The 26,386-nt window shown below is 43.6% G+C and carries 25 protein-coding genes; 14 read left to right on the top strand and 11 right to left on the bottom strand.

The features are described from left to right. Positions 1-123 precede the first annotated feature (123 nt). From ATG66_RS11665 to thrS, 6 genes are all read right to left on the bottom strand, one after another. A complete protein-coding gene (locus tag ATG66_RS11665) occupies positions 124-1,239 on the bottom strand; it encodes a GGDEF domain-containing protein (RefSeq protein WP_098415460.1) in 1,116 nt (371 codons plus the stop codon). Between the two features lie 243 nt (positions 1,240-1,482). Beyond that, positions 1,483-1,800: a heavy metal-binding domain-containing protein gene (locus ATG66_RS11660; protein WP_098415459.1), complete on the bottom strand. Its 318-nt coding sequence runs from the start codon at positions 1,798-1,800 to the stop codon at positions 1,483-1,485. A 205-nt stretch (positions 1,801-2,005) separates the two neighbouring features. Next, a complete protein-coding gene (gene rplT, locus ATG66_RS11655; RefSeq protein WP_021019837.1) occupies positions 2,006-2,359 on the bottom strand; it encodes a 50S ribosomal protein L20 in 354 nt (117 codons plus the stop codon). A gap of 40 nt (positions 2,360-2,399) precedes the next feature. Beyond that, positions 2,400-2,594 (bottom strand): 50S ribosomal protein L35, encoded by a 195-nt coding sequence (gene rpmI / locus ATG66_RS11650; RefSeq protein WP_098415458.1) that lies wholly within the window; start codon positions 2,592-2,594, stop codon positions 2,400-2,402. A 108-nt stretch (positions 2,595-2,702) separates the two neighbouring features. Further along, positions 2,703-3,254, bottom strand: coding sequence for a translation initiation factor IF-3 (infC, locus tag ATG66_RS11645; RefSeq protein WP_098415457.1), 552 nt, complete (start codon positions 3,252-3,254; stop codon positions 2,703-2,705). Between the two features lie 3 nt (positions 3,255-3,257). Continuing rightward, on the bottom strand, positions 3,258-5,186 hold the full coding sequence (gene thrS, locus ATG66_RS11640; RefSeq protein ID WP_098415456.1) for a threonine--tRNA ligase: 1,929 nt from the start codon (positions 5,184-5,186) through the stop codon (positions 3,258-3,260). Positions 5,187-5,512: 326 nt separating this feature from the next. Here thrS and ATG66_RS11635 point away from each other — a divergent pair, with 326 nt between their 5' ends. Further along, positions 5,513-6,499, top strand: a complete 987-nt coding sequence (locus ATG66_RS11635) for a DUF3187 family protein (RefSeq protein ID WP_098415455.1) — start codon at positions 5,513-5,515, stop codon at positions 6,497-6,499. A 5-nt stretch (positions 6,500-6,504) separates the two neighbouring features. Here ATG66_RS11635 and ATG66_RS11630 read toward each other — a convergent pair whose 3' ends face one another. Beyond that, on the bottom strand, positions 6,505-7,248 hold the full coding sequence (locus tag ATG66_RS11630) for a sporulation protein (RefSeq protein WP_098415454.1): 744 nt from the start codon (positions 7,246-7,248) through the stop codon (positions 6,505-6,507). Between the two features lie 246 nt (positions 7,249-7,494). On the opposite strand from ATG66_RS11630, the gene hutC reads away from it, so the two are divergent. From hutC to ATG66_RS11600, 6 genes are all read left to right on the top strand, one after another. Beyond that, complete coding sequence (gene hutC, locus ATG66_RS11625; RefSeq protein WP_098415453.1) at positions 7,495-8,202, top strand: histidine utilization repressor; 708 nt, start codon at positions 7,495-7,497, stop codon at positions 8,200-8,202. A 128-nt stretch (positions 8,203-8,330) separates the two neighbouring features. Continuing rightward, entirely contained in the window at positions 8,331-9,581 is a 1,251-nt protein-coding gene (gene hutI, locus ATG66_RS11620) for an imidazolonepropionase (protein ID WP_098415452.1), read from the top strand. A 1-nt stretch (position 9,582) separates the two neighbouring features. After that, positions 9,583-10,593: a formimidoylglutamase gene (gene hutG / locus ATG66_RS11615; RefSeq protein WP_098415451.1), complete on the top strand. Its 1,011-nt coding sequence runs from the start codon at positions 9,583-9,585 to the stop codon at positions 10,591-10,593. Positions 10,594-10,666: 73 nt separating this feature from the next. Beyond that, positions 10,667-12,364 (top strand): urocanate hydratase, encoded by a 1,698-nt coding sequence (gene hutU / locus ATG66_RS11610; protein ID WP_098415903.1) that lies wholly within the window; start codon positions 10,667-10,669, stop codon positions 12,362-12,364. Positions 12,365-12,375: 11 nt separating this feature from the next. Then, complete coding sequence (gene hutH, locus ATG66_RS11605) at positions 12,376-13,911, top strand: histidine ammonia-lyase (RefSeq protein WP_098415450.1); 1,536 nt, start codon at positions 12,376-12,378, stop codon at positions 13,909-13,911. A 312-nt stretch (positions 13,912-14,223) separates the two neighbouring features. Further along, on the top strand, positions 14,224-14,949 hold the full coding sequence (locus ATG66_RS11600; protein ID WP_098415449.1) for a DUF3581 domain-containing protein: 726 nt from the start codon (positions 14,224-14,226) through the stop codon (positions 14,947-14,949). A 104-nt stretch (positions 14,950-15,053) separates the two neighbouring features. On the opposite strand, the gene ATG66_RS11595 is transcribed toward ATG66_RS11600, so the two are convergent. Together ATG66_RS11595 and ydiJ are read right to left on the bottom strand one after the other, a co-directional pair. Then, positions 15,054-15,515 carry a methyltransferase family protein gene (locus ATG66_RS11595; protein ID WP_098415448.1) on the bottom strand — a complete coding sequence of 154 codons (462 nt, stop codon included), beginning with the start codon at positions 15,513-15,515 and terminating at the stop codon, positions 15,054-15,056. Positions 15,516-15,588: 73 nt separating this feature from the next. Then, positions 15,589-18,627 (bottom strand): D-2-hydroxyglutarate dehydrogenase YdiJ, encoded by a 3,039-nt coding sequence (ydiJ, locus tag ATG66_RS11590; RefSeq protein WP_098415447.1) that lies wholly within the window; start codon positions 18,625-18,627, stop codon positions 15,589-15,591. Positions 18,628-18,887: 260 nt separating this feature from the next. On the opposite strand from ydiJ, the gene ATG66_RS11585 reads away from it, so the two are divergent. The 7 genes from ATG66_RS11585 (at position 18,888) to ATG66_RS11555 (ending at position 24,788) form a co-directional block, all read left to right on the top strand. Continuing rightward, the gene (locus ATG66_RS11585) at positions 18,888-19,568 is read left to right on the top strand and encodes a DUF3334 family protein (RefSeq protein ID WP_098415446.1); all 681 of its coding nucleotides are present in this window, start codon (positions 18,888-18,890) and stop codon (positions 19,566-19,568) included. Between the two features lie 189 nt (positions 19,569-19,757). Beyond that, positions 19,758-20,453, top strand: a complete 696-nt coding sequence (locus tag ATG66_RS11580; RefSeq protein WP_098415445.1) for a DUF2786 domain-containing protein — start codon at positions 19,758-19,760, stop codon at positions 20,451-20,453. Positions 20,454-20,660: 207 nt separating this feature from the next. After that, positions 20,661-21,320 carry an OmpA family protein gene (locus ATG66_RS11575; RefSeq protein WP_373560844.1) on the top strand — a complete coding sequence of 220 codons (660 nt, stop codon included), beginning with the start codon at positions 20,661-20,663 and terminating at the stop codon, positions 21,318-21,320. Between the two features lie 75 nt (positions 21,321-21,395). Then, positions 21,396-22,364, top strand: coding sequence for a J domain-containing protein (locus tag ATG66_RS11570; RefSeq protein ID WP_098415443.1), 969 nt, complete (start codon positions 21,396-21,398; stop codon positions 22,362-22,364). 183 nt (positions 22,365-22,547) lie between these two features. Beyond that, positions 22,548-22,730 carry a hypothetical protein gene (locus ATG66_RS11565; protein ID WP_179885644.1) on the top strand — a complete coding sequence of 61 codons (183 nt, stop codon included), beginning with the start codon at positions 22,548-22,550 and terminating at the stop codon, positions 22,728-22,730. A gap of 354 nt (positions 22,731-23,084) precedes the next feature. Next, positions 23,085-23,477: a SulA-like leucine-rich domain-containing protein gene (locus ATG66_RS11560; RefSeq protein ID WP_098415441.1), complete on the top strand. Its 393-nt coding sequence runs from the start codon at positions 23,085-23,087 to the stop codon at positions 23,475-23,477. 207 nt (positions 23,478-23,684) lie between these two features. Further along, positions 23,685-24,788: a phosphoribosylaminoimidazolesuccinocarboxamide synthase gene (locus tag ATG66_RS11555; RefSeq protein WP_098415440.1), complete on the top strand. Its 1,104-nt coding sequence runs from the start codon at positions 23,685-23,687 to the stop codon at positions 24,786-24,788. 190 nt (positions 24,789-24,978) lie between these two features. Here ATG66_RS11555 and ATG66_RS11550 read toward each other — a convergent pair whose 3' ends face one another. Together ATG66_RS11550 and ATG66_RS11545 are read right to left on the bottom strand one after the other, a co-directional pair. Next, positions 24,979-25,356, bottom strand: a complete 378-nt coding sequence (locus ATG66_RS11550) for a transporter (protein ID WP_098415439.1) — start codon at positions 25,354-25,356, stop codon at positions 24,979-24,981. A 235-nt stretch (positions 25,357-25,591) separates the two neighbouring features. Beyond that, the gene (locus tag ATG66_RS11545; protein ID WP_098415438.1) at positions 25,592-26,353 is read right to left on the bottom strand and encodes a phospholipase A; all 762 of its coding nucleotides are present in this window, start codon (positions 26,351-26,353) and stop codon (positions 25,592-25,594) included. Positions 26,354-26,386 lie beyond the last annotated feature (33 nt).

The following is a 26,386-nucleotide window of genomic DNA, read 5'->3' as shown; positions in this document are numbered from 1 at the left end:
ATGACACGCATTTATCGAGACTATTTTACGAATCGACCAAATATAGTGGCGCCAGATTTTAAGAATAAGACAAAAAGTACGTTTCTTTGGTGATTAGCATTTGGAGGAATTATCTCCGTTGGATTAAGTCAATTTTTGGACGGAACGAACACAGTTCTTACCATTCTGCTTGGCAAGATACACCCCTTTGTCTGCCACACGAATTAAATCTGTGTAGGTACCCATATCACCTCGGCGCTCCGCTACTCCCACACTGATGCTGCCTCGCCAAGATTCGACTGATGTTGATACTTGCATACCAGATACTTTTTTTCTTACTACTTCGGCGACATGCAATCCCCCCTCTAAACCAGTATCCGGACAAATCACGAGAAACTCGTCGCCCCCTAAACGGCAAACGATATCATCGCTGCGGAAATAGTGTGTCAGTGCTTGTGCGAGCTCTTGAAGGACCACGTCTCCAGCCTCATGCCCACAGGTATCATTAACCTGCTTGAAGTAATCTGCATCTATCATTACGCAAACAAGGGACCATTCTTTGCTGTCCTCATCATCCCACAACGTTTTTAGTATCTTGATCGCGTTTCGACGATTAGGGAGCTGTGTTAAAGAGTCTGTTAATGATAACGCTTCAAGCTGTTTATTGGCGTCGGAGAGTTGTCGCGTCCTTTCATCAACCTTTTCTTCCAGAACCAAATTAAGCTTGAGCAATTCTCGATTACGCTCAGACACTTGTGAAAATAGTTCGGTTAACGCCCTTAGCAAAGGTTCTGTTGAAGCATTTACTTGTTTTTCTTGATTATCATATGCTGCTTTCGGTGACATACCAGACTGTATAGCGGCTACTTGCTTCGCCATATTCTGATCAATTCCTAGAATGTGGTACGCCAGCCAATGGATAAGAAAATCCAGCAACTGCTTCGCTGCTTTTTTGTTTTCTTCATTGATGAAGCTTTGCATGCTGATAATATCACTCATAAACGCGCGATGAACTTGAATATGCCTATTTAGGTGCTCGGAATATATACCAGCCTCTCGCATCAAACTCTCTTCTTCCTTGAAGTGAAACTCGGCATATCGAGATAGATCAAAAAGCGCAAGTTGGATATCCGTTAAAGCAATACTGTTTTGCGTCAAAAGTTCGCCGTATTTATTGATAAAACCAACTAAGTATTGATGTTGCTCATCAACTTTTTCAATTCCAGTTTCGAAATATGTGTCCCAGTCAAATGACTTCAACGTAACGACTCCTGAGTAGAAACAGTAAGCATTGATAGTTGCTCATATATATCTATCAATACCACAATAAACATATCGGATAGTAACGATAAATTTTCCTTAACGCTCTAACTGTCAATCAAAACAATGAAGTCGATCTATCTCACTCGATCTTTTTGATTAATTTATCAACCAACCACGTTGGTAGCTTTATGGTATGGCGCTATTATGTCCGTTCGTGGCGTTTATTTATTACAAGTCATATCAGTTAGCAAGTTTTACAGCGGTACCAAAAGCTAAAATTTCAGAAGAACCATCCACAATTGAACTGGTTGTCAGCCGGATACCAACAATCGCATCTGCGCCTTTATATTCTGCGTCTTGCACCATGCGTTGAATTGCGACGTTGCGCGCTTCGCTCATCATTTCGGTATAACCACGAATCTCTCCACCGAAGATGCTCTTAATGCCAGCCATCAGGTCACGGCCAATATGTTTAGATTGAACAACATTACCTGTTACCACTCCTTGTATTTCTACGATATCTTTTCCTGGAATAGTCTCTGTCGTTGTGCAGATCATTTGTAGTTCCTCAAGCCGTTAATATCAATTTACATTATCATTTAAGTTGAGGAGATAAAACCAAGAAAGTGGAAGTAGATATTAGGCGGGGGAATGATAATGAGAGTGTGTCAATTATACGAAGGGAAAATCCTTGGAATGAGTTATGCGAAGATATAAAAAAGGAGAGCCTAAGCTCCCCCTTTTCTTAAACCTAAACTGCTAATTAAAGAGCAGCTTTTGCTTTTTCAACTAGAACTGCAAATGCAGATTTGTCGAATACCGCAATATCAGCAAGAATCTTACGATCGATCTCGATAGATGCTTTCTTAAGACCGTTGATGAAACGGCTGTAAGATAGACCATTTTGACGAGACGCAGCGTTAATACGTGCAATCCAAAGTTGACGGAATTGACGTTTCTTGTTACGACGGTCACGGTAAGCGTATTGACCAGCTTTAGTAACTGCTTGGAAAGCTACGCGGTAAACACGTGAACGTGCTCCGTAGTAACCTTTGGCTTGTTTTAGAACTTTCTTATGACGTGCACGAGCTTGTACACCACGTTTTACGCGAGGCATTATGCTTCTCCTAAACTAAACGATTGATAACTAAAAAGAATTAAGCGTATGGCAACATACGGATTACTGCAGCCACTTCACAACGTGGAAGGATTGCATTTGGACGTAGTTGACGCTTGTTCTTAGTAGTACGCTTAGTCAGGATGTGACGTTTAGTAGCGTGCTTGAACTTAATACCGCCAGCAGTTTTCTTAAAACGCTTAGCAGCACCTTTGTTGGTTTTCATCTTAGGCATGATGAATAACTCCGCATTGTAGTAGTTTAATTAACAATGTAATTAAGGCGAACAAAACCTAGTCGTCGTGTTAAACGACTAGGTTTAAGTTACTTTATGAGCCGTTAATTACTTCTTTTTAGGGGCTAGCACCATGATCATCTGGCGACCTTCGATCTTCTTAGGGAAAGATTCCACTACAGCAAGTTCTGCAGTGTCTTCCTTAAGACGATTTAGAACGTCAACACCGATGCTTTGGTGTGCCATCTCTCGGCCACGGAAGCGAATTGTTACCTTCACTTTGTTGCCTTCTTCAAGGAAACGCGTCAGGTTGCGTAGTTTTACCTGATAGTCTCCAATATCAGTTCCAGGACGGAATTTTACTTCCTTGATCTGGACCTGCTTTTGCTTCTTCTTCTGCTCTTTAGCAGTTTTGCTCTTCTCGAAGAGGAACTTACCATAGTCCATCACACGACAAACAGGTGGCTCGGCGTTAGGGCTGATCTCAACGAGATCCATACCAGCTTCTTCAGCAGCTGCAATGGCTTCTTGAATCGATACAACACCAACTGAGTCACCGTCAGCGCCTGTTAGTCGAACTTCACGAACACCACGAATTTCACCGTTTATACGGTGCGGGTTTTGTTTTACCGGCTGTTGGCCACGTCTTCCGCCTTTAATAGCTTATTCCTCCAGATTGAGCTTACGGCTTGAGATCTCGTCTTGGATGTATGCAATAAAGTCATCCACTTTAAATTTGCCGAGATCTTTACCTTTACGGGTACGTACTGCAATTTCGCCAGCTTCCATTTCTTGGTCACCAACTACAAGCATATACGGTACTCGCTTCAAAGTATGTTCGCGGATTTTAAAGCCAATCTTCTCATTTCTCAAGTCCGCTTTGGCTCTAATTCCACTTTTTTGTAGTTTTTGTACTATTTCTTGAACATAACCTGACTGTTTATCAGTAATGTTCATAAGAATTGCTTGTTCTGGCGCCAACCAAGTTGGGAAGAAGCCAGCATATTCTTCGATTAGGATACCGATGAAGCGTTCTAGTGAACCTAGAATCGCACGGTGAATCATTACTGGTACAAGACGTTCGTTATTTTCACCTACATAAGTAGCGCCTAGGCGACCTGGTAGGTTGAAATCAAGCTGAACAGTACCACACTGCCAAGCACGGTCTAGACAGTCATATAGCGTGAATTCGATCTTAGGACCGTAGAATGCACCCTCACCTTCTTGAATCTCATATGGGATGTCCATTGATTCAAGAGAAAGTTTCAATGCTTCTTCAGATTGATCCCAGATTTCGTCTGAACCTACACGTTTCTCTGGACGAGTAGACAATTTCACTACGATATTGTCGAAACCAAATGTTTGGTATGTATCGTATACCATTTTAATGCAGTTTGTTACTTCTTCTTGGATTTGGCTCTCAGTACAGAAGATGTGAGCGTCATCCTGAGTGAAGCCACGTACACGCATAATACCGTGCAGTGCACCAGATGGTTCGTTACGGTGACATGAACCAAACTCCGCCATACGTAGCGGCAGATCACGGTATGATTTAAGACCTTGGTTGAAGATCTGTACGTGACCTGGACAGTTCATTGGTTTAATTGCGTATTCACGGTTCTCAGAAGACGTCGTAAACATCGCATCAGCGTATTTGTCCCAGTGACCAGAGCGTTCCCAAAGAACACGATCCATCATTAGTGGACCTTTTACTTCTTGGTAATCGTATTCTGTTAGCTTGTCACGAACGAATACTTCTAGATCACGGAAGATAGACCAACCATTGTGGTGCCAGAAGACCATACCCGGAGCTTCTTGCTGCATGTGGAATAGGTCTAGTTGTTTACCGATCTTACGGTGGTCACGCTTCGCCGCTTCTTCTAGGCGAGTTAGGTGCGCTTTCAGTGCTTTCTTATCGTGGAAAGCCGTACCGTAGATACGTTGAAGCATTTTGTTGTCGCTGTTACCACGCCAGTAAGCACCTGCCACGTTCAATAGTGTGAAGTGTTGGCAGAAGCCCATGTGTGGAACATGAGGACCACGACACATGTCGATATATTCTTCATGGTGGTAAAGACCCGGGCGATCATCACGAGATACGTTTTCGTCTAGAATTTCCACTTTGTATGGTTCACCACGTGATTCAAACGCATCACGCGCTTCCTGCCAGCTCACCTTTTTCTTAACAACTTCGTACTTGGTTTTCGCAAGCTCTTTCATGCGCTTTTCAATCTTTTCTAGATCTTCTTGCGTTAGAGACTCGTCTAGGTCGATGTCATAATAGAAACCACTATCTATCGTAGGACCGATCGCCATTTTAGCTTGAGGGTAAAGCTGCTTAATAGCGTGACCAAGGAGGTGAGCGCAAGAGTGACGAACGATTTCTAGACCGTCAACCTCATCTTTAACTGTGATGATTTCTAGGCTTGCATCTTCTTCAATCAGATCACTCGCATCTACGCGGTTACCATTTACACGACCAGCGATCGTTGCTTTGGCAAGACCTGGGCCGATCGATTGCGCAACTTCCATTGTCGATACTGGGTTGTCAAATTGACGCTGACTGCCGTCAGGAAGAGTAATTATAGGCATGCTATGTCCTTTACAGTGGTGTTGCACACCAAGCAACACATGTTATTCAAATTAGAAGCTATTTGTTGGAAAATAGTTGAGAGTCAATAACGGCCTCTCGGTAACACGAATACCGGACCATTATCAAAAGTGAGATTGTACCTAGCTCACATTTAGATTGCAAAGCGCGATTTAGTTTTATCCATAAGGCTTGCGCGCAGAGAGATTCACCTTAAACGGCTTACTTGATACCGTTTAAATAGACAATTGATATAATTAAAAGGCATCATTCATTGCTCGATAACACTATAGTTGTCTTATTAAGTCGTTTGTCAGAGGTATTCAGTATGATGAATTTTAGACACCGTCTTATTGGATTTATATGTGCTTCTATGTTTTCAGTTCCTGCCTTCACGTCTGGTGCTCAATACGGGCCGCTTCGATCCTACGCGCAATCACCAATGCAAGTGGTGAGTCACACCAATATACTCCGTTCTGGGCATAGCCTTCCTTCTGGTTTAGTAGAAGCCTACGGCTCAGGAACCGTGGCTAGTGTATGGGCTCATACCGATGAATACGCTCTTGATTACTACCATAATCAAATCGAGATCGGCAGCAAGTGGCAAATCAATAGCCGTTGGCAATGGGAGCTCAATTATCGATGGGTTTTCGCAGCTGATAACCACTTAGATGGCCTGACTAAAAGTTTCCATAACTTGTTCGGCATCGGACAAAATGGACGAGATAATGTAGATAGAGACCGTTTCTACATCTCAATGCGGCAATATGATGTACTGGAAGATGACTTTAAAGGACAAACACTTGCCAATAACATCTCTACTTACGTGCAATATCAAGTATTACAGAATGAGCATCACGGCCTCTCGGTTGGTGGTAGCTTATATTTTAATGATGTTGCTCACGCTGCCTTTAAAGGCAGTAATTTTGAACAAGGCTTCCAACTGAATTACAGCTACTTGAATGATGCCCATGCTTTTTATTCGATGGTAGGCATGACTTTTCGTTCAAATGATCGCGCCTTGCTTGAACTGCCTTATCGACATAATACTGTTGCCACTGCGGTGGGATACCGTTATGCGTTAGAAGAAAACCATCACTTAGTGGTTGAGTATCATTGGTATCAAGGATCGACAGAAGGACCTGCAGAATTTGCTGATGCATCCAACGAGCTTGTACTTGGCTATCGATATGTAATGGAGAGCTCTGCTATTGAATTTTTAGCGGTAGAGAATGCAAGAAACATGGACAACAGTACCGATATCGCATTTAGCTTGGGATATCGATACTTATTCTCACCAAACTCAGAAAGCTGAGAGAGTTAAAGGTTTAGCGCAGGTGCAACCGCTGCTGCAACTTGTGCATCGGTTGCATTAATCGGCAAGGTAAATGAACGATATTGATCACCAGCCAGGCTCAACGAACGGTCGATCTCTGCCAAACAATGCATAACCTGCCCTTCTAAGATAAAGGACAGTTCAATTTCTTTGGTGGAGAGAAAACCATTATTGCGGAATTCAAGCTCTTGATAAATTCCTGAACGAGAGGCAAATGTGCTCCCACGCAAGAAGCCTTTTTCCACGTCCGCTTTCACCATGGTGAAGCCCGCCTGCTCAATCGCCTGAATAACGCGTGATGCGCAAGGAAGTGGTTTCACTTCAATGTAATCACGATCACGAGGGTCAATTGCAAAATCAATATCTAGCGTTGTTTCTACCCATACATGACATTGATTCTTAAGCGCACTGACAGCCGTAATTGGTGTTTCATCATGCAATTTAAGCTCAAACGAAACTTGCTTTTCTTCATTTGCCTGAATGACAAACGGTTCAACCGCTTTTAATTGATCGATAGTGAATGTTTGATAACTCACATTATCATCCACTTCTACTTTCATTTCCGTATTTAGCTTAATAGTGATGGCATCAATTTGCTGTTCAACGTCCCCACCTTTGATATGAACATGCCCTTTCAGCGTCGAACCTTGATATACGCTCATTTCATCTAAAATTGTATCAACTTTGGCTGAGCCAATCCCCAGTGATGCTTTTAGTTTCTTAAACATGCCTTCCCTTTACGACCGTTTTATTGTAAATAGTTGCTCCTTTGTTTACACAATTGCGTTATGCACTGCAAGCAATAAACCATAAGGATATAGGCGAATTTCGTTATCACAACCCAACACACGTAATAAAACGAAGGATCAAGATTCTAGCCTTCAAATCAAACCTATCGATGCCGTTTGGAGAGAATGATTTGCAATCCGTACCTAAATTAAGCAATATTTGTATAGTCAAATAAAGGAATCATTATGTCTGTACCACTCTACATTCAAATCAAACAATTTATCCTCGATAAAATTGATGCTGGAGAGTGGATAGTCGGTCATCGTATCGCTACTGAGATTGAGCTTACCGATCAATTTGGCGTCAGCCGAATGACAGTAAACAAAGCAATCAGGGACCTCGTGAACGAAGGAAAACTGCAACGCCGACCTCGGCTCGGCACGTTTGTTTGCGCTCCTGTAGAAAAATCACAATCTCCACTGTTAGATATTCGAAATATTGCTGAAGAAGTGAGTGACCGAGGACGACAATACCGCAGCAAAGTGCTCAAACAAGTGGCTATAAAAGCCGATGATAACATCGCGACCAAGTTGGGCGTCATGCTCGGTACTACAGTGTTTTATAGTGAGATCATTCACTATGAAAACAACACTCCCATCCAATTAGAGTTACGTTGGGTAAACCGCCAATATGCGCCACTGTATTTAACCCAAGACTTCACTCACATCACCCCTAACCAATATCTTTCAGATAACTGTCCACTTAACGCTATAGAGCATACTGTTGAAGCAATTATGCCAGATGGTCGTATTATGCAAGATCTAAAAATGCAGGCTCATGAGCCGTGCTTACTGCTCAACCGACGGACTTGGAGTCAAGACAAACTGGTCAGTACTGCATTGCTTTATCACCCTGGCAACAAATACAAGCTGAGCTCAAAAGTTCTCCTTTAAATAACATACCCACTTAACACCCTCTATGTTTTGATCACACTTCTGCAACACAACTCTTGTCATCATTTCTGTTTTGCCCTATTTATTTGTATATACATTTAAAAATACAAATAAATAGGGGCACTCACATGGATTTGCTGATTCAAAACGCACGTCTGGTTACAATGCAATCAGGAGAACAAGGTTACCGCCCTACGCCTCTAGCTCGTATTGGTATTCAAACTGGAAAAATTGTTGCGATCAGTACTTGTGCCAATGGCGAAGACAATCCGCAAACCGAGTCTCTATTATCACCTCAACATTATCCTCAAACTATCGACCTCCAAGGCAAACTTGTACTCCCTGGCTTAATCGATTGTCATACCCACCTAATTTACGCAGGTAATCGTGCAAACGAATTCGAAATGCGCTTAAACGGTGTGCCGTATCAAGAAATCGCTAAGCAAGGCGGAGGGATTCTTTCAACGGTACATGCCACGCGATCGGCAACAAAAGAACAATTAGTTGAGCTTGCTCTCCCTCGCTTAGATGGTTTACTTGCTAGTGGGGTGACATCGGTGGAAGTAAAATCAGGCTACGGATTGACACTGAATGATGAAGTAAAAATGCTCCGTGCAGCCAAAATGCTTGAACAAGAGCGCAAAGTTAGAATCACCACGACACTTCTTGCCGCTCACGCCATTCCGCCGGAGTTCCAAGGCCGTGCAGATGACTATATTGAGCACATTTGTCAGGACATAATCCCTGTTGTCGCAAAGGAAGAATTAGCCACGAGTGTCGATGTTTTTTGTGAATCGATTGGTTTCAATCTTGAACAAACAGAAAAAGTGTTTGTAGCTGCAAAACGCCACGGCTTAAAGGTTAAAGGGCATACAGAGCAACTTTCGAATCTCGGTGGTACAGCCCTCACTGCGCAATACAACGGTCTGTCAGCGGATCACATCGAGTTTTTAGATGAGCAAGGTGTTAAAGCACTTGCTCGCTCAAACACTGTCGCCACTCTACTGCCTGGCGCTTTTTATTTTCTAAGAGAAACTCAGTTACCACCGATTGAGTTGTTGAGAGAGCATAACGTGCCGATGGCAATTGCTACGGACGTCAACCCAGGTACATCACCGTTTTCTGATCTCACACTCATGCTGAATATGGCGTGCACACTATTTCGCCTTACACCGCAAGAAGCACTGCGTGGTGTAACGCAAAATGCAGCCAAAGCTCTGGGTTATCAAAACTCACGTGGCACCATCAAAGTAGGGTTTGATGCGGACTTCTCTATCTGGGATATCGAAAGCCCTGCTGATTTAAGCTATCAAGTAGGAGCAAAACGTCTAGTAGGTCGTATAGTAAATGGTGAATACATTTCACACGGAGGCCAATAACATGTCTCAATCAGACCTACACTCTCCCCTATTTCATTGGCAAGGCCGTCATGATGCCGAGGACGGCAAACTTGGTCAGCGAATTCATCACGTGGTTCAACGCCAAAAAAGTAACGAGTTGGATAAAATCTCGCAAGGCGTCTCCATATTAGGATTTGCCACCGACGCTGGCGTAGCAAGAAATAAAGGCCGTATCGGCGCGAAAAAAGCACCAGACTTAATCCGACGAGCACTCGCTAATTTAGCATGGCACCAAGACGCCCCACTGTATGACTTAGGTACCGTGGTGTGCGAAGACGACTTACTGGAAGAGAGCCAATCTCTATGTGCGGCAACCATTTCAAGCGCACTGCCTCACACACCAGTCATCGTGTTAGGTGGTGGGCATGAGATTGCGTGGGCCTCTTTTTCCGGCTTAGCGGAGTATTTTAAAGCGCACCATCCAGAAAAGAAGCCTAAAATCGGTATCATCAATTTCGATGCGCATTTCGACTTACGCGCATTCGAGAGCAGCATCGCCGACATCAGACCAAGCTCTGGCACCCCCTTCAACCAAATTCATCATTTTTGCCAGCGTAACGACTGGGATTTTCACTATGCGTGCTTGGGGGTAAGCCGCTGCAGCAATACCAAAGCGTTATTCGAAAAAGCGGACGCTCTTAATGTGTGGTACGTCGAAGATAATCAACTCAGCTACTTAAACCATAGCTACCACCTAACCCAGCTTCAGCACTTTATCGACGATTGTGACTATCTCTACCTGACCATTGATTTGGATGTATTTCCAGCGGCAACCGCGCCAGGAGTCAGCGCTCCCGCGGCTCGAGGAGTAAGTTACGACACAATCGCACCATTTTTAGACCGAATTCTTCATTACAAAAATAAGCTCATGCTGGCTGATATCGCCGAATACAACCCGAATTATGATGTTGATAGTCAAACCGCACGCCTAGCTGCCCGCTTGTGCTGGGACATCGCTAATGCCATGGCGGAGAAGCAGCACAAACCATAACATATCCTCGATGCCACTTATTATTACGGCTGAGCAAGGACTTGGTCATCACGAGAAACTAAAGGAGTCTGAAATGACACAGCGCCAGGGACAAGATCCACGACTTGATACAAGCAGAACAATTCGTGCACCTCACGGAGATAAACTGCGCGCGAAATCTTGGCTAACCGAAGCCCCTCTTCGTATGCTGATGAACAACCTCGATCCTGATGTGGCAGAACACCCACATTCATTGGTGGTATACGGCGGCATTGGCCGCGCAGCACGAAACTGGGAGTGCTACGACAAGATTGTTGAAGTACTTGAAAGACTCGAAGATAACCAAACGCTTTTAGTTCAATCAGGCAAGCCTGTTGGTGTTTTCCCTACCCATAAAAACGCCCCACGCGTGCTAATTGCAAACTCAAACCTCGTCCCTCATTGGGCAAACTGGGAACACTTCAACGAGCTCGATAAACAAGGCTTGATGATGTACGGCCAAATGACCGCTGGCAGCTGGATATACATTGGCTCACAAGGCATCGTTCAAGGTACCTACGAAACTTTCGTTTCGGTTGCGAAGAAACACTTTAACGGCGAAGCAAAAGGCCGTTGGATTCTGACTGGTGGCCTTGGCGGTATGGGGGGCGCACAGCCGCTTGCTGGTACGATGGCGGGTTTCTCTATGATTGCGGTTGAATGCGATGAATCGCGTATTGATTACCGTCTACGTACAGGCTATGTCGACAAGAAAGCGACATCTTTGGATGAAGCGCTGGCCATCGTCAAAGAATCAAATACACCAGTGTCGGTTGGGCTATTAGGTAATGCAGCAGACGTTTTCTCTGAATTGGTAGAACGTAATATCACGCCTGATGTTGTGACAGACCAAACGTCTGCACACGACCCACTCAATGGCTACTTGCCACAAGGCTGGAGCATGTCTCACGCGGCAGAAATACGCCTGCAAGATGAAGCAATGGTGGTCAAAGCTGCGAAAAAATCCATGGCCGTACAAGTTCAAGCCATGCTCGATCTGCAAAACCGCGGCGCCGCCACGCTCGATTACGGTAACAACATCCGTCAGATGGCATTGGAAGAAGGCGTAGAAAACGCATTTGACTTCCCTGGCTTCGTTCCAGCCTACATTCGCCCTCTATTCTGTGAGGGTATTGGTCCCTTCCGCTGGGCTGCGCTATCTGGCGATCCAGAAGATATCTACAAAACGGACCAAAAAGTAAAAGAGCTGATCCCAGATAATCCACATCTACATAACTGGCTAGATATGGCACGCGAACGTATTCAGTTCCAAGGCTTACCAGCACGAATCTGTTGGGTTGGGTTAAGAGATCGTGAACGTCTCGGTCAAGCATTCAACGAAATGGTAAAAAATGGTGAGCTTAAAGCCCCCGTTGTCATTGGTCGCGACCACTTAGATTCAGGCTCTGTAGCGAGTCCGAACCGAGAAACAGAAGGCATGATGGACGGTTCTGACGCCGTATCAGACTGGCCACTATTAAACGCACTACTCAATACAGCTGGCGGCGCTACTTGGGTTTCACTGCACCACGGTGGTGGCGTAGGTATGGGCTTCTCGCAACACTCAGGTATGGTTATCTGCTGTGACGGCAGTGAAGATGCCTCACAACGTATAGCCCGCGTGCTACATAACGACCCAGCAACCGGCGTCATGCGTCATGCTGATGCCGGATACGATATCGCTAAACAATGTGCAGCAGAGCAAGGGCTAGATTTGCCAATGCTCAACGAAGAACTGAAGAAGCTCAAGTAAGGATGAAAGAGATGTTAAATTTAACGCTAAAGCCAGGTCATATTAGCTTAAACGAACTACGCCAAGTGAGCCGTTCACCAGTCAACCTTACTTTGGATCCTGAAGCCATTCCGGCTATTGAAGAAAGCACGCAAGTCGTGGATCGGGTCATCGCAGAAGATCGGACGGTTTACGGAATCAACACGGGTTTTGGTCTACTGGCTAACACACGAATAGCACCAGAAGATTTAGAAACCCTACAACGCAGTATCGTGCTATCTCATGCCGCTGGCATCGGTGAGTTTATGTCAGATGAAACGGTTCGTCTGATGATGGTATTGAAAATTAATAGTCTGTCTCGTGGCTTTTCCGGTATTCGTTTAAAAGTCATTAATATGCTTACCGACCTAGTCAATGCGCAAGTTTACCCTTGCGTACCTAAAAAGGGCTCTGTTGGGGCATCCGGTGATTTAGCTCCCCTCGCTCACATGAGTACTGTGCTACTAGGTGAAGGACAAGCTCGTCACAATGGCAACATCATTTCTGGCCTAGAAGCCCTAAAAATTGCAGGGTTAGAACCCATCACACTTGCACCTAAAGAAGGCCTCGCACTACTTAACGGGACGCAAGCCTCTACCGCATTTGCATTGGAAGGCTTATTTATTGCAGAGGATTTATTTGCTTCAGCAACCGTATGTGGCGCAATGTCAGTAGAAGCAGCATTAGGCAGCCGACGTCCATTCGATCCACGCATTCATCGCGTTCGTGGCCATCGAACCCAAATGGATGCGGCTTTCGCATACCGTTATCTACTCGATACCACCAGCGAAATTGGAGAATCCCACACCAACTGTGAGAAAGTACAAGATCCATATTCACTGCGTTGCCAACCACAGGTAATGGGAGCATGTTTACAACAAATTCGCAGTGCTGCAGAGGTGCTTCAAGTAGAAGCAAACTCAGTGTCTGATAACCCACTCGTATTTTCCGAAGATGATGACATTATCTCAGGTGGTAACTTCCATGCTGAACCCGTTGCGATGGTAGCCGACAACCTCGCTCTTGCTATCGCTGAAATCGGCAGCTTATCTGAACGTCGTATGGCACTCCTTATCGATAGCGCTCTATCGAAATTACCGCCGTTCTTAGTCGATAATGGTGGAGTAAACTCTGGTTTTATGATTGCTCAAGTAACCGCTGCCGCACTTGCAAGTGAGAACAAAACCTTAGCTCATCCCGCATCAGTCGACAGCTTGCCAACCTCTGCCAACCAAGAAGACCACGTTTCAATGGCGACGTTTGCGGCCCGAAGATTGAAAGAAATGGGCGAAAACACTCGTGGCATTTTGGCAGTGGAATACCTTTCTGCCGCACAAGGCTTAGATTTCCGTTCTCCAAAAAAATCTTCTGAGCGCATTGAAATTGCAAAGCAGATACTGCGTGAGGAGGTCTCTTTCTACGATAAAGACCGTTACTTCGCACCAGACATTGAACAAGCGAACACACTACTTAAACTGGCGGTTCACAACTCTTTAATGCCAGAAAACCTATTGCCAAGTGTCTCTTAATCCGACCCGATGAATGTCTCATTCTAAAATAATTTGATAGGTTAAAGGCTCCACCTAAAACGTGGAGCCTTTTTGTGTCTATACTGCTATTCAGCAGTGACTGCTTTATACGTTATGTAGAATCGTTCAAGCCGAGTAGTACATTTATTCCTTCTACAAATAAAAGAGTCGCTTAAGCATGCGTTTTTTAAACATTTATCTGCCGAAATAGTGTCTCATTGTTAAGATACGGTGAAGTTTTCACTGGATGGACCATTGCTACTCAGATATTCGCATATAATCCCCTACAGTTTTGGTTACTACGTAAAAATTATGTTTCTAACACCTTATTTTTCAAACACTAATCACCAGTTTCAATTCACTCGTGAGCAAGCAAGTCACTTTGCTAAACGCGTAGCGGGCGACTACAACCCCATTCATGATGAAGACAACAAGCGTTTTTGCGTCCCTGGCGATCTGCTTTTCGCTGTTCTCCTCAGCAAAGAAGGCGTTAGCCAAAAGATGCGCTTCAGTTTTTCAGGCATGGTCAACGATGGTGTTGCACTTCATATTGAGAATAAGTGTGAAAAAGAAAGCGCCGTCGTTGACGAAGCAGGCAAAGAGTACTTGCGGATGTCTCGTGAAGGTGAAATTAATCACGACCCCGAATTTATCGAGCATGTTGTCACAAACTACGTTCAGTTTTCAGGTATGAACTTCCCGCACATCATGGTGCCACTAATGGAAGAAAAGCAGATGATGATCAACTGCCAACGTCCACTGGTTATCTACGAAAGCATGGAAGTGGAGTTTTCTCACTTAAACCTAACGCATCCTGAAGTTGATTTCACTGGCGCAACATTCGATGTCGAAGGAAAGCGCGGTGTTGTCACTCTAAACTTTGCGTTTAAAGAAGATGGCGAAGTGGTAGGAAAAGGCATCAAACGCATGGTTGCAAGTGGACTGAAACCCTACGACCAAGATGCGGTCGATGATCTGGTACAACGCTTTAATGAGCGTAAGGATGCGTTTTTAGCAAAGTACGTTAAGGCAGCCTAATCGACTGCCTCAAGAAGCGCAAAAATGTATTTAAATAAAAAAAGCTCAAAACTGATGTTGGGCTTTCTTTTTACTTCTTATCCAAATGAAACCGAACTCGACGCTCAAATCCAGCGGCGGACATGGTTTTTATAATCCACATACTCTTCACCAAACAATCGCTCTAGAACACGTTCCTCTGGCTTGATTTGAAATCGATTCATATAACTGACAAATACGACGCCACAAAGCACCACACTCAAATGCTGCCACCACAAACCAATTGCAATGATTAGGAGCAGTAGCGCCACATACATCGGGTTGCGAGAAAAAGCAAATACGCCAGTTCTCACCACGGAAGAGGCCGTATCAGGCTTTACAGGGTTAACCGTCGTTTTTACTTTATGGAATTCATATACACCAGCAATGCCCATATAACCAGAGAGCAAAGTTAACCCGCCAACCACAACCTCTACAAAGGGCACACTAATATTCAGGCTCGGCACCAGAACTGTCAGTCCATACATGAGTAGTATGACCAACAAAAACACCGCAACAGGTGGGACTTTGAGTTCAAGTTTTCTCAAGATTCATATCCTTTGAAATTGTTGTATGTGACTTCTAAAAAAGCCCAGTAAAACTGGGCTTAATTTGATGTGATTATATCAAAGTTAACAGCGCCTGAACGGGATGTTTAGGCTTTATACCTTCAAAACGTTTCACTTGGCTTCGGCATGAGTAACCAGTCATCAAACATCGCTCACTATCTAACGCCTCTAAGTTTGGTTTCCAGCTTAGATTATAAATGTCTTTTGACATTGATACTTTATCAACTTCATGACCAAACGTGCCAGCCATGCCACAACAGCCGACGGGAACGGTATTAAGCACAGCGCCAAAATGAGAAAAAATCGCACCCCATTCCTTTTCAGCGTTAGGCATTTTGGTTTTTTCAGTACAATGCGCAAACAGATACCACGGTTCCTGTTCTGTTGATTGCTTACCTACTTCGAACTCTTCTAGCCTCGGGTATAACCATTCGTGAACCGTTAGCACCTCGAAATCGCCTCGCTTACTGCCCAGCACTTCAGCGTATTCATCTCGATAACACAGCACTAAAGCAGGATCGACGCCAACTAATGGGATATCCAGATCCGCTACCATCGCCAAGAACTTCGCCGTATCGGAGGCAGTGTCTTTAAATTGACGTAGGAAGCCTTTAATGTGTTGCGCTTTACCATTCGGTTTAAATGGCAGAAGCACCGGATGCATGCCCAGACTTTTCAATAGCTTAACGAAATCTTCTACAACATCGGCATCGTAGTAGCTAGTGAATGGATCTTGAACAATTAAAACATGCTTGCTCTTTTCAGACGAAGACAAACCGCTGAGTGCTTGCAGATCATAAGGCGTTGTCAGCGACTCTACTCGTTGTTTCAGGGTAGGTATTGATAACAACGGCGCATCGACATACCCAACCGTGGATGCCGTTAAGCTTTTCACCCACGACTGCTTCAAAACACCATTTACGACACCTGGCGCTTTCGCCATCATCGGCAGCATAGTCTCTATGTTCGCAACCAGATAATCTTTCGCTGGACGTTGGTAACGAGAGTGATAGATGTTTAAAAAGCGTGAACGAAAACTCGGCACATCAACTTTAATCGGGCACTGACTCGCACACGCTTTACATGCCAAACAACCATTCATTGCTTCATAAACTTCATGTGAAAAGTCATAATCGTGACGACGGTTAATGGAGTGACGAACACGCTCAATCATGGTTTTTATCGGGGTTTTGTTTTCTAGCGTTTGCTTCTCTAAGTCAAGGATATCGATCCCTTGTTCAGTGAGCTGACGCAACCATTCACGAACTAACCCCGCCCGCCCTTTTGGTGAGTGACGGCGATCTGCCGTGACTTTCATAGAAGGGCACATCGGAGAACTGGTGTCATAGTTAAAACACAGGCCATTACCATTACATTCCATTGCTTGCTTGAAGCTGTCACGAACCTGAACATCAATCTGACGATCGAAGTAGCCGCGTTTGGTGCCTGTCACTTTTACTAATTCTGCACCACTGTCTAGCGGTGTGCAGATTTTTCCTGGGTTCATTTTATTGTGTGGATCGAATGCCGACTTTACGCGTCGCAGCTCGGTGAACAACTCCTGGCCAAAGAACTCCGGGCCATACTCAGAGCGAAAGCCTTTACCGTGCTCTCCCCACATCAAACCGCCGTATTTCGCCACCAGTTTGACCACTTCATCAGAGATTTCATGCATCAGTGCTTCCTGGTATGGATCACATAAATCCAACGCAGGGCGCACGTGTAAAACACCCGCATCCACATGACCAAACATGCCGTAATTGAGTGACTTACCGTCCAGAAGCTCACGGAATTCAACAATGAAATCCGCCAAGTTTTCAGGCGGCACACAAGTATCTTCAGCAAATGCGACTGGCTTAGCACGTCCTTTTGTCGCGCCCAGTAACCCCACCGCTTTTTTGCGCATATTATAAATACGTCCGATACTCGCAAGGTCGCTACAGACTTGGTAGCCGATAATGCCCGCTTCTTCTGTTTCCAACATAGTATCGAGCTTGGCGGTCAGCGCCGCAACCTGCGCCGCGACGTTTTCTTCGTCCTGACCTGCGTATTCCACCATATTGATACCCAGCATTTCTTTATTTGGAACATCGGTAAGTAAATCACTCACGGTGTGCCAGACGATATCTTGCTTCGCGAGATTAAGCACTTTAGAGTCAACGGTTTCGACAGAGAGCGCATTCGCTTCAACCATGAATGGTGCGTTGCGCAGTGCTGAGTCAAAGCTACTGTATTTTACGTTAACCAACGTCCGCGCTTTCGGAATTGGCGTCAGGTTTAACTTCGCTTCAGTAATAAACGCCAGCGAACCTTCGGCCCCACACAGAATACGAGTGATATCGAAACTATCATCGTCTTCATTTAACGCATTTTTTAAATCGTAACCTGTTAAGAAACGGTTTAGGGCTGGGAACTTATCATTAATCTGTTGACGCTTTTCACGACATACCGATTCCGTAACGCGCAATGCAGTAGCGGCAAATTCACCGTCTTTCGGGTAACCATGAGAGAGATCCGATTCTAAAACAGAACCATCGGCAAAAACGGCTTGAAGCGATAAGACATGATCTGAGGTTTTGCCGTATTTTAATGAGCCTTGACCGGATGCATCCGTATTGACCATTCCCCCGATGGTTGCACGATTACTGGTCGATAAGTCGGGAGAAAAGAAATAACCGTAAGGACGAACAGCATCATTTAACTGATCTTTCACTACACCCGTTTGAACACGAACCCAACCCTCTTCTGCATTAACCTCAAGTACTTGGTTCATGTGGCGGGACAAATCAACCACAATTCCTTTCGTTAAAGACTGACCATTGGTACCAGTACCGCCGCCTCTTGGAGAAAAGGTGATTCTTTCGTACTTTTCTTTATTACTTAGTCTCCCTATCAGGGAAACATCATGAGTGGTTTTGGGATGGACAACCGCCTGAGGAAGTTGTTGGTAGACACTATTATCAGTGGCAACCGCTAATCGACTTGAATATTGGTTTTCTATATCACCAGTAAATCCGGCTTGTTCAAGCTCTTTCAGAAAACTAAGAACAAGAGGGTCAACATCAGTTTGCGAGTGTAATCTTGGTAACATTTGCTTCCTGCCCCTACGGCGCTGATCCGATCAGCTTCGGGTTATCTATTGGTTTGCTCACTTCTTATACAAGGTAACTATCACAAAGCAAGACACCATAAAGAGTAAGTAGAGTAATATTTTTTGAATTTGGTCACTTTACAACATTTAAAAAGACGAGCAAATTAGAATCTCAATACAATAATTAAACTTATGCTTTATTTTTTAACGCTTAATGCCTTACATTGGGGGAAAATAGCGTTTCTAGATGAGCTTTCAGAATGAAAAAAAATAAAGTGGTTACAACCGAAGATATCCTTCTCAAACTTTGCCAGTCAGTTTCTGGCGTTCTTACTTCGGCCACCTCTTCTCAAGTCAATTATTCAGCAATGGTGCAAAAAATTAACAAAACTAGCCTCAAGCCAGATTTTGGCTGTTTTGTACTGTTTGATGGCGGGTTTACCGGTTTAGTCGTGATTAACTTTACTGCAAAAGCGGCTTTGGAGATTTATACCAACTACATGCGTGCTATGGGTATGCCAGAAGAAGAATTGGCGATCTCTCATACCTCCGATGAAGTTGGCGATATTCTCGGTGAATTGATGAATCAATTAGTGGGAGATTTCACCAATAAGATTCGTAAAGAACTCCAAACAAATATCACACAAAACCAACCTAAAATGCTCGCACTCAACAAGCAAGTCATTCTGCAGGTTGATACGAACCTTGACCGACCTCAAGCGCGTCGTGTGACGTTCTCTACGGAGAATAACAACATTTTCTATCTGGAGCTGGCGATGGATAAAACGGAGTTTATACAACTAGAAGAATTTGAAATCGCAGAGGACGAAAACCCTGACGACATTTTGGAAGCCACGCGTAAAAACATGGCAGAAAAGCAATCTAAACCTCAAAGTTCAACCGATAACACCGATGATTTACTCAGTCAGCTCGGTTTCTAAAACATTTGGATGAACACTCAATTTTAACTAGCCTGTTCAAGATCACCTAAAAGCGCTCAGCCTCGCACATGCGAGGCTTGTTTTTATTTATGCCTCTGTATCCTTAATGACACCTTGTATTTCGTTTTTATATCAAAAAAGGTAATATGTCTGACTTCATGAATTTTCTGCTTTCGTTACTGGTTGTCGATGGATAAACAAAAAGCTCTGAAAAAAATTGCCAAGTGTTTAGAACTGGGCAACTCCGCCAACGTTAATGAGGCTGCCAACGCTATCAAGATGGCGCACCGCCTCATGCTCAAATATGGTTTGGATAAAGATGATATTGAGTTTATCAGAATGGGGAAAACACAATCTTCCCACCTGTTACCAACAAATATCAGTGCAACTATATTGCGTGTGATCCGTGGCATTAATACCAAATTCGGAGTTGAAGCCGTACTACTGAATCATAAAGGACTCAAACGTGTTGAGTTTATTGGTGAAGCTGACCGTGCGATTTTTGCTGCGTTTGCTTTCGATATTATTTATCGCGAAATGAACGAGAGTACCGGACAATTCCGGAACAGTTTTGCAGGCACTGGAACTTCCTCCCAAGAAGTGACACGCCGCGTAAACTCTTTTGTCTCAGGCTGGATAGAAGGCGCGATAGAGAAACTCCCTATCATCTCACCAGATGAAGAGTCAGCAAACAAAATCAACGATTATATTGATAAAGAATTCCAAAACATTGACCGAGAAACTTTTAAACAGCAGCTTAGAGAAGCGATGAAAAACCTAACTGAAGACTACGAAGTTGGTTTGAAGAAAGGTCGAAAAGTTTCGGTTAACCGTGGTGTTAGCGGCGAACAAGCAAGGAAAATGTTAGATAATCAATCTGAATAATCAGAATTTACTTTTAACTCGCTGCGCCTTAAAGAAATCGACATCGTTGGAGCATCTTGTTGATAATAAAAATAAGTTTCTTACAAACTTCTTTTTATTAGTCTTGCTTTTACATAACACATATCAATAACAATTCGTTTATAATTATTATCTAATCATGAGGCATGCTTTCGCCTCAGTTTTATACGGAGATTTCCCTTGAAAAAGATGTCTATTGCTCTGGCTCTAGTACTAGCTCTCGCTGGCTGCCAAGCCACTCAACGCCAAAACGCAACAACGGGTGAATACGAAACTAACTCAACCACACAAGGTGCGCTTATTGGTGCCATCACTGGTGCTGCTATCGGCCTAGCTACGGGCGATGACGCAAAAGAACGCCGCCAACATGCTCTCATTGGTGCTGCAGCCGGTGGGGCGACTGGCGCTGGCGTAGGTTATTATTTTGATCAACAAGAAGCAGAGCTACGTCGTGCTTTGCTGAACTCTGGTGTACAAGTTCAACGAGTTGGTGAAAAACAATTGTTACTGCGTATGGAAAACGGCATTGGCTTCTCTTCAAGCTCATACCAACTGAATGCCAGCATTCATAACACCCTTCGCGGAGTGGCTCGCATTCTGGTTGAGTACCCAGATACCAGCTTAGTGATTGATGGCTACACAGATAGCACTGGTAGCGAGTCTTACAACCAAACGTTGTCTGAGCGCCGCGCAGAAGCAGTTCGTCAATTTCTAGTCTCACAAAACGTTGCACCTGGGCGTGCAATTGCACGCGGCTATGGCGAACGTAACCCAATTTGCTCAAACCAAACTTCTGAAGGTCGTGCGTGCAACCGTCGTGTTGAAATCCAGATCTTGCCACTGAAGTAATTTGATAGCACCATAACGGTAATAATAACAATTATCGGAGCAGGCCTAACCATAACCATTAGGCCTGACATATCAATGCCTTTCAGAATCACTGCCCTTATCTGCTTATTGAGCCTCTGTTTTTCGGGCTATATCTTCGCATCCCAAAGCCCTACAGACCCTGCTGAGCAATTCGAATACGCACAACAATTAGCAGCATCGACAAACTCAGTTCCCTCAGATATTCGTTATTGGTTAGAGCAATCCGCTAGCCAGAATTATATCCCTGCACAAAAACAACTCGCCCGAGACTTTTCTCAAGCCCTAAATGGCCCTATCGACGACACCCGAGCACTTTATTGGCTAGCATCCATCGCACTAAACGATCCCACTGATCGTGGTTTTCTCCTTGCCGAGTTTGTGCGGCATAATAAAGACAGGGTCACAACATCTCAATTAGTGGAAGCTTGGTATCAACTCGCTGCGGTTCAAAACCCCAAAGCCGAAGAAGCCTATAATCAATACTTGGAGCAGCGTTTCAATCAACTACGGGCCAAGCAAGTGTCAGAAATAGAAGCGCTAGATAGAAAGGCGGAATTCTTACCACAAGGAAAGCGCACGGTAACGACACGTTCTGACCAAAACTCATCAGTGTCACAATGGTTAATATGGTTTGGAGCGATAGTATTCATTGCAACCGTCAGCTTAGTTGGATTCAAAACACATCAACAACACAGAAAGACGCGCGAAACCCAAAAAGCAAACCTTACTCAACAACTTAATTCAAAGGTCAACGAGTTGGAGTTCACCAATAAACAACTTAAGCGACAACTAGAGAAAGTTTTCAAAGAGTTTAGGAAAATCCAGACTCATACCGACAATCATAAACTGGCGATGGCATGCGCTATGTTTGGCTACACACCTCAAACCATTCCTGGCATATCAGCAATTAAGCTACGTTACCGACAGCTCTCTAAGCTGTACCATCCTGACGCTAGAGGAAGTGAAGAAGAAATGAAACGATTAAATCAAGCCTTTAAGCTTATCTCACAAAATGTTACATAATCGTAAAAACCAGCATCAACCTAATGACAGCTTTATTCTTACCTCAGTAAAACAAAGGTCCGCAATCGATCTCCCTCTCAAATAAATTAACAGACATTTAACTTGAGTCTCTTTTTTATGCCATAATGCTCGGCGAAAAATAACACCTAACAACGCTAAATAATCTAGGTGGGGAGAAAATCAATGTTCACTGAAGAAGGCACCTGTGATTGGTGTAAAAAACCGAGTCTTGTCATTCGTCACGATTATCTAGATGGTAAACACCATCATTCATGTAAAACTTGTTACGACATGGCAAAAATCGACGTATGCCTATTTAATCAAGGCGAATTGCAAATGCGCAAACGCATGCAACGTGCAAGTTAAGCAAGACTGAATCAACGGAACTGATTTTCAAAAGCGCCTTTTTAAAAGGCGCTTTTTCATCTTCTTTGCGAACTCTACTACTCCACCCATTATTCTTACCCCCACTAAAAAAACACACTGTATACAACTTAGTAAGCACCTGTATAAAACACATTAAGATCCTAATCACTTCACATTTCTAATCTTTGTCATACATATTAAACAAAATAATTAAACCCAATAAATTCAAAAACTTAAATAAAATTTAATTTATTTTTATAGATAAAACCGACAAATAATTTGAGAAAAACTGTTGATCAGCCATCAAAAACAAACTACTGTACAAGCATACAGCATGTATAAAGGAACAGTAATATGCAGTTACATAGTCAATCTCATACATACTCTCGTCACAACGTATTGGCGCAAACAACTCAACCGATGGCGGTTTCGGATCAGTTTCTTTCTAAGCTGGCCGATCTATCACAACAGAAACAATGGATTATGTTTACTGCGGAGTGTCCTCGCCCTGACTTTGATCAACTTGCAGCCTCTAGCATTTGCTGTAGAAATATTATTCAAATTAAGCCTTCACAACATTTTTCTGAAGTCGAAATCGTTATTAAAGCCATTCAATCTGGTAATGCGAGCGCCGTTGTCGCATCAACCAAAATTGCACTGATGAATCAGTCAATGCTTCGCGATATTGCTCAGCGTTATCAATGCGAAGTCTTTTTCGTCGAAGGCAGAGTTAATAAGTACCATTAATAAGATCGACGTTATCCACCCTCCATCGCCTCCTTCTCTAAGCTTTAAGGAGGCGTTTTTATCTTGCCAAATAAAGGCAAACGTTTGCTTTTTCTCTGGCGAGCAAAAATAGTTCTGGTATGATGCCCTCATTCGCTTTATTCAGTGCATACTTTCACTGAATATCTTCTCTTTATGACGTTTGATTAAGATAATAGGAATGTCTCAATGAGCCTTGCTAATCAAGTACTTGCCGTCAATGATGACCTGCCAATTCGTACCCAAAAACCCGTTCATAGCGGAAAAGTTCGCTCAGTTTATTGGTTAACTGAAAAAGACAGCGCCCGACTAATCAAAGAAAAAGGATACGATGTTGCTCCAGATGCACCTCTGGCAATCATGGTAATCAGTGACCGCATATCTGCTTTCGATTGTATTTGGCATGCAGAAGGCGGTCTTAAAGGCGTCCCGGGCAAAGGGGCTGCTCTGAATGCGATTTCTAATCACTGGTTCAAACTATTTAAAGATAACGGACTAGCCGATAGCCACATTCTGGATATCCCTCACCCATTCGTCTGGATCGTACAAAAAGCCAAACCGGTCAAAATTGAAGCGATTTGTCGTCAATACATCACAGGCTCAATGTGGCGAGCTTACGCCAACGGTGCACGCGATTTCTGTGGCATTCAACTTCCAGAGGGTTTGGAAAAAGACAAAGCACTTCCAGAACTGTTGATGACGCCATCCACCAAAGGCATTCTAAAAGGTATTCCTGATGTGCCAGAAGCGGATGATGTGAATATTACTCGTCAAAACATCGTCGACAACTTCGAAGCCTTTAACTTCTCAAGTGCAAAAGACATAGCGCAATACGAAAAGCTATTAAAAGAAGGCTTTAACGTTATCAGTAACGCACTAAAAGCAATTGACCAAATTTTCGTCGACACTAAATTCGAGTTCGGATATGTTCATGATGCGGTGGGCAATGAAAAGCTGATATACATGGATGAAGTGGGCACACCAGACTCTTCTCGTATTTGGGATGCGAAAGAGTATCAAGCTGGAAATATTGTTGAGAACTCGAAAGAAGGTTTCCGTCAGTTTCTCCTTAACCACTTCCCTGACCCAGATATTCTGCTGAATAAAGAGCGTATGCCGGAACGTGAAACGCTTGCTCGTGACAACGCTTTACCTGTTGAGTCTTTGATGGATATTTCGAAGACCTACATCGGTATCGCAGAGAAAATTACGCGCAAACCCATACATTTAAGTGAAAACCCAAAAGCTGAAATTATTGAAATTCTGAGCAAAGAGTATGGGTTGATAGACTAACGACCTCTGATATTTGAACAGTATTAGCCTAACCAGAACAGTCCGCATTCAAGCGGACTTTTTATTGGTCTCATTCTGGCACGTGTTTTCTCCTTGAGAACAGGACAGCCGAACACAAAAAACGCCCTTCATGTAGGGCGTTTTATTTGTTGCAAGAATTTAATTTTTGTAAGTGCTAAGAAGACCGCGTTCAGAACTTAATATTAAGTACATCTTGCTCCGTCGCTTCTACTTTTGATTGACTTCGAGACTCTATGTACTCTATCTGTTTTACGTCTAACGCATATGGCATCACAATACGTAACTCATGTATTCCTTCATGTTTTGCTAACTGCATCAAGCGAACTAAATTAGACTCATCGCTCTGACGGGAAGACATCGATTTTAATGCGGCATCCCAAAGGCGATCTTCAGGTAGGCTTACCTCTGCAAGGTTTTGTTTCCACATCAAACCAAAAATGGGAGCGATAGTGGCAAACGCTTCTAAGAAGGTCCACTTCTTACTACCAGTTGCCCCTAAAAAACTAGTGTAATCGAACTCAATACAAGCCTTACCTTGTTGAACCATTCTATGCCCCCCGACACTCGAAAATGAGATATATCAAATATCGTTCAACTATTTTGATATAGCAATGGGATATAAAACATTCGTCTTTTATTCCTTAATTTATATGCAAAAGGAAATATTAAAACCAGACTTGTAACAAGTAATGCACAGCTTTGCTATATAAGCATTCAATTGATTAATATTTCAGTCGGCAAACTAAAAAAAGCATCTAAGCGACATGAACAATATGAAATTCTTATAGATTCACCAGCTTAATACCAAGACCAACTCGAGTCTGTGAATGATCATAGTCAATCAGTGTTTCACCGTAACCATGATAACCCTGAAGATATACACCAAGAATATCATTGAAGTAAAAAGTATAACCCAGTTCTACTCCACCCTTATCGTCCGCAAAGTTATAGAATCCTCGAGTATTAAAAACGCCAGCGCCGGTATACACTTTTGCCCATAACTCGTACGGCGCGTAGTAGTTTTCCATATCATCATTTTCTGTCGAGATCACCCACCACGCGTGAGCACCATATTCAACGGGCCCAGAAAATCGTTCTGCGGCAATATATAATCGATCCCAACTGCGAGATAGCAAACTCGATTGGCCATTAGATTCGTGCTTATAACCAGTCTCCAAGTGATTGAACAAAAGCATGTTCGATTGATGCGCTAAGAAAACTTGTGGCTTGTAGTTGGTCTCTCTAAATGGAGAGGAAATATCAGAGTTTCCAAGTTGCCAAATCGATTTTTGAGTATAGGACCCGACCAACGCAGTAGCCGAGTTAAATCGATAAAATGGGATAGACGCAGATATTTGAAATTTGACTTCGAAGTCTTGTAAAGAAGAGTCCATTTCAGATACCACTTCCTCATAAGCACCTTGATTAATATTTGAGGTGTATGTGCCTAAAACGTAGTTATCTTCATAAGTAGAAATGTGAGTGATATTTTTCCCATACGCAAATACGGGGCACAACAATAATGGAATTACTTTATACTTCATCATGATCCTTTTGCCACTAAACCATCTGCGGCA

Origin of the sequence: Vibrio sp. ES.051 (assembly GCF_002563795.1) — a bacterium.
Taxonomy (GTDB): Bacteria; Pseudomonadota; Gammaproteobacteria; order Enterobacterales; family Vibrionaceae; genus Vibrio.
This window is presented reverse-complemented; position numbering and strand designations above follow the sequence as displayed.

Excerpts from the sequence above, each read along its gene's own strand:
- ATG66_RS11660 (WP_098415459.1), bottom strand. The coding sequence starts at position 1,800 with ATGATCTGCACAACGACAGAGACTATTCCAGGAAAAGATATCGTAGAA.
- rplT (WP_021019837.1), bottom strand. The coding sequence starts at position 2,359 with ATGCCTCGCGTAAAACGTGGTGTACAAGCTCGTGCACGTCATAAGAAA.
- rpmI (WP_098415458.1), bottom strand. The coding sequence starts at position 2,594 with ATGCCTAAGATGAAAACCAACAAAGGTGCTGCTAAGCGTTTTAAGAAA.
- thrS (WP_098415456.1), bottom strand. The coding sequence starts at position 5,186 with ATGCCTATAATTACTCTTCCTGACGGCAGTCAGCGTCAATTTGACAAC.
- ATG66_RS11635 (WP_098415455.1), top strand. The coding sequence starts at position 5,513 with ATGATGAATTTTAGACACCGTCTTATTGGATTTATATGTGCTTCTATG.
- ATG66_RS11630 (WP_098415454.1), bottom strand. The coding sequence starts at position 7,248 with ATGTTTAAGAAACTAAAAGCATCACTGGGGATTGGCTCAGCCAAAGTT.
- hutC (WP_098415453.1), top strand. The coding sequence starts at position 7,495 with ATGTCTGTACCACTCTACATTCAAATCAAACAATTTATCCTCGATAAA.
- hutI (WP_098415452.1), top strand. The coding sequence starts at position 8,331 with ATGGATTTGCTGATTCAAAACGCACGTCTGGTTACAATGCAATCAGGA.
- hutG (WP_098415451.1), top strand. The coding sequence starts at position 9,583 with ATGTCTCAATCAGACCTACACTCTCCCCTATTTCATTGGCAAGGCCGT.
- hutU (WP_098415903.1), top strand. The coding sequence starts at position 10,667 with ATGACACAGCGCCAGGGACAAGATCCACGACTTGATACAAGCAGAACA.
- hutH (WP_098415450.1), top strand. The coding sequence starts at position 12,376 with ATGTTAAATTTAACGCTAAAGCCAGGTCATATTAGCTTAAACGAACTA.
- ATG66_RS11600 (WP_098415449.1), top strand. The coding sequence starts at position 14,224 with ATGTTTCTAACACCTTATTTTTCAAACACTAATCACCAGTTTCAATTC.
- ydiJ (WP_098415447.1), bottom strand. The coding sequence starts at position 18,627 with ATGTTACCAAGATTACACTCGCAAACTGATGTTGACCCTCTTGTTCTT.
- ATG66_RS11585 (WP_098415446.1), top strand. The coding sequence starts at position 18,888 with ATGAAAAAAAATAAAGTGGTTACAACCGAAGATATCCTTCTCAAACTT.
- ATG66_RS11580 (WP_098415445.1), top strand. The coding sequence starts at position 19,758 with ATGGATAAACAAAAAGCTCTGAAAAAAATTGCCAAGTGTTTAGAACTG.
- ATG66_RS11575 (WP_373560844.1), top strand. The coding sequence starts at position 20,661 with ATGTCTATTGCTCTGGCTCTAGTACTAGCTCTCGCTGGCTGCCAAGCC.
- ATG66_RS11570 (WP_098415443.1), top strand. The coding sequence starts at position 21,396 with ATGCCTTTCAGAATCACTGCCCTTATCTGCTTATTGAGCCTCTGTTTT.
- ATG66_RS11565 (WP_179885644.1), top strand. The coding sequence starts at position 22,548 with ATGTTCACTGAAGAAGGCACCTGTGATTGGTGTAAAAAACCGAGTCTT.
- ATG66_RS11560 (WP_098415441.1), top strand. The coding sequence starts at position 23,085 with ATGCAGTTACATAGTCAATCTCATACATACTCTCGTCACAACGTATTG.
- ATG66_RS11555 (WP_098415440.1), top strand. The coding sequence starts at position 23,685 with ATGAGCCTTGCTAATCAAGTACTTGCCGTCAATGATGACCTGCCAATT.
- ATG66_RS11550 (WP_098415439.1), bottom strand. The coding sequence starts at position 25,356 with ATGGTTCAACAAGGTAAGGCTTGTATTGAGTTCGATTACACTAGTTTT.
- ATG66_RS11545 (WP_098415438.1), bottom strand. The coding sequence starts at position 26,353 with ATGAAGTATAAAGTAATTCCATTATTGTTGTGCCCCGTATTTGCGTAT.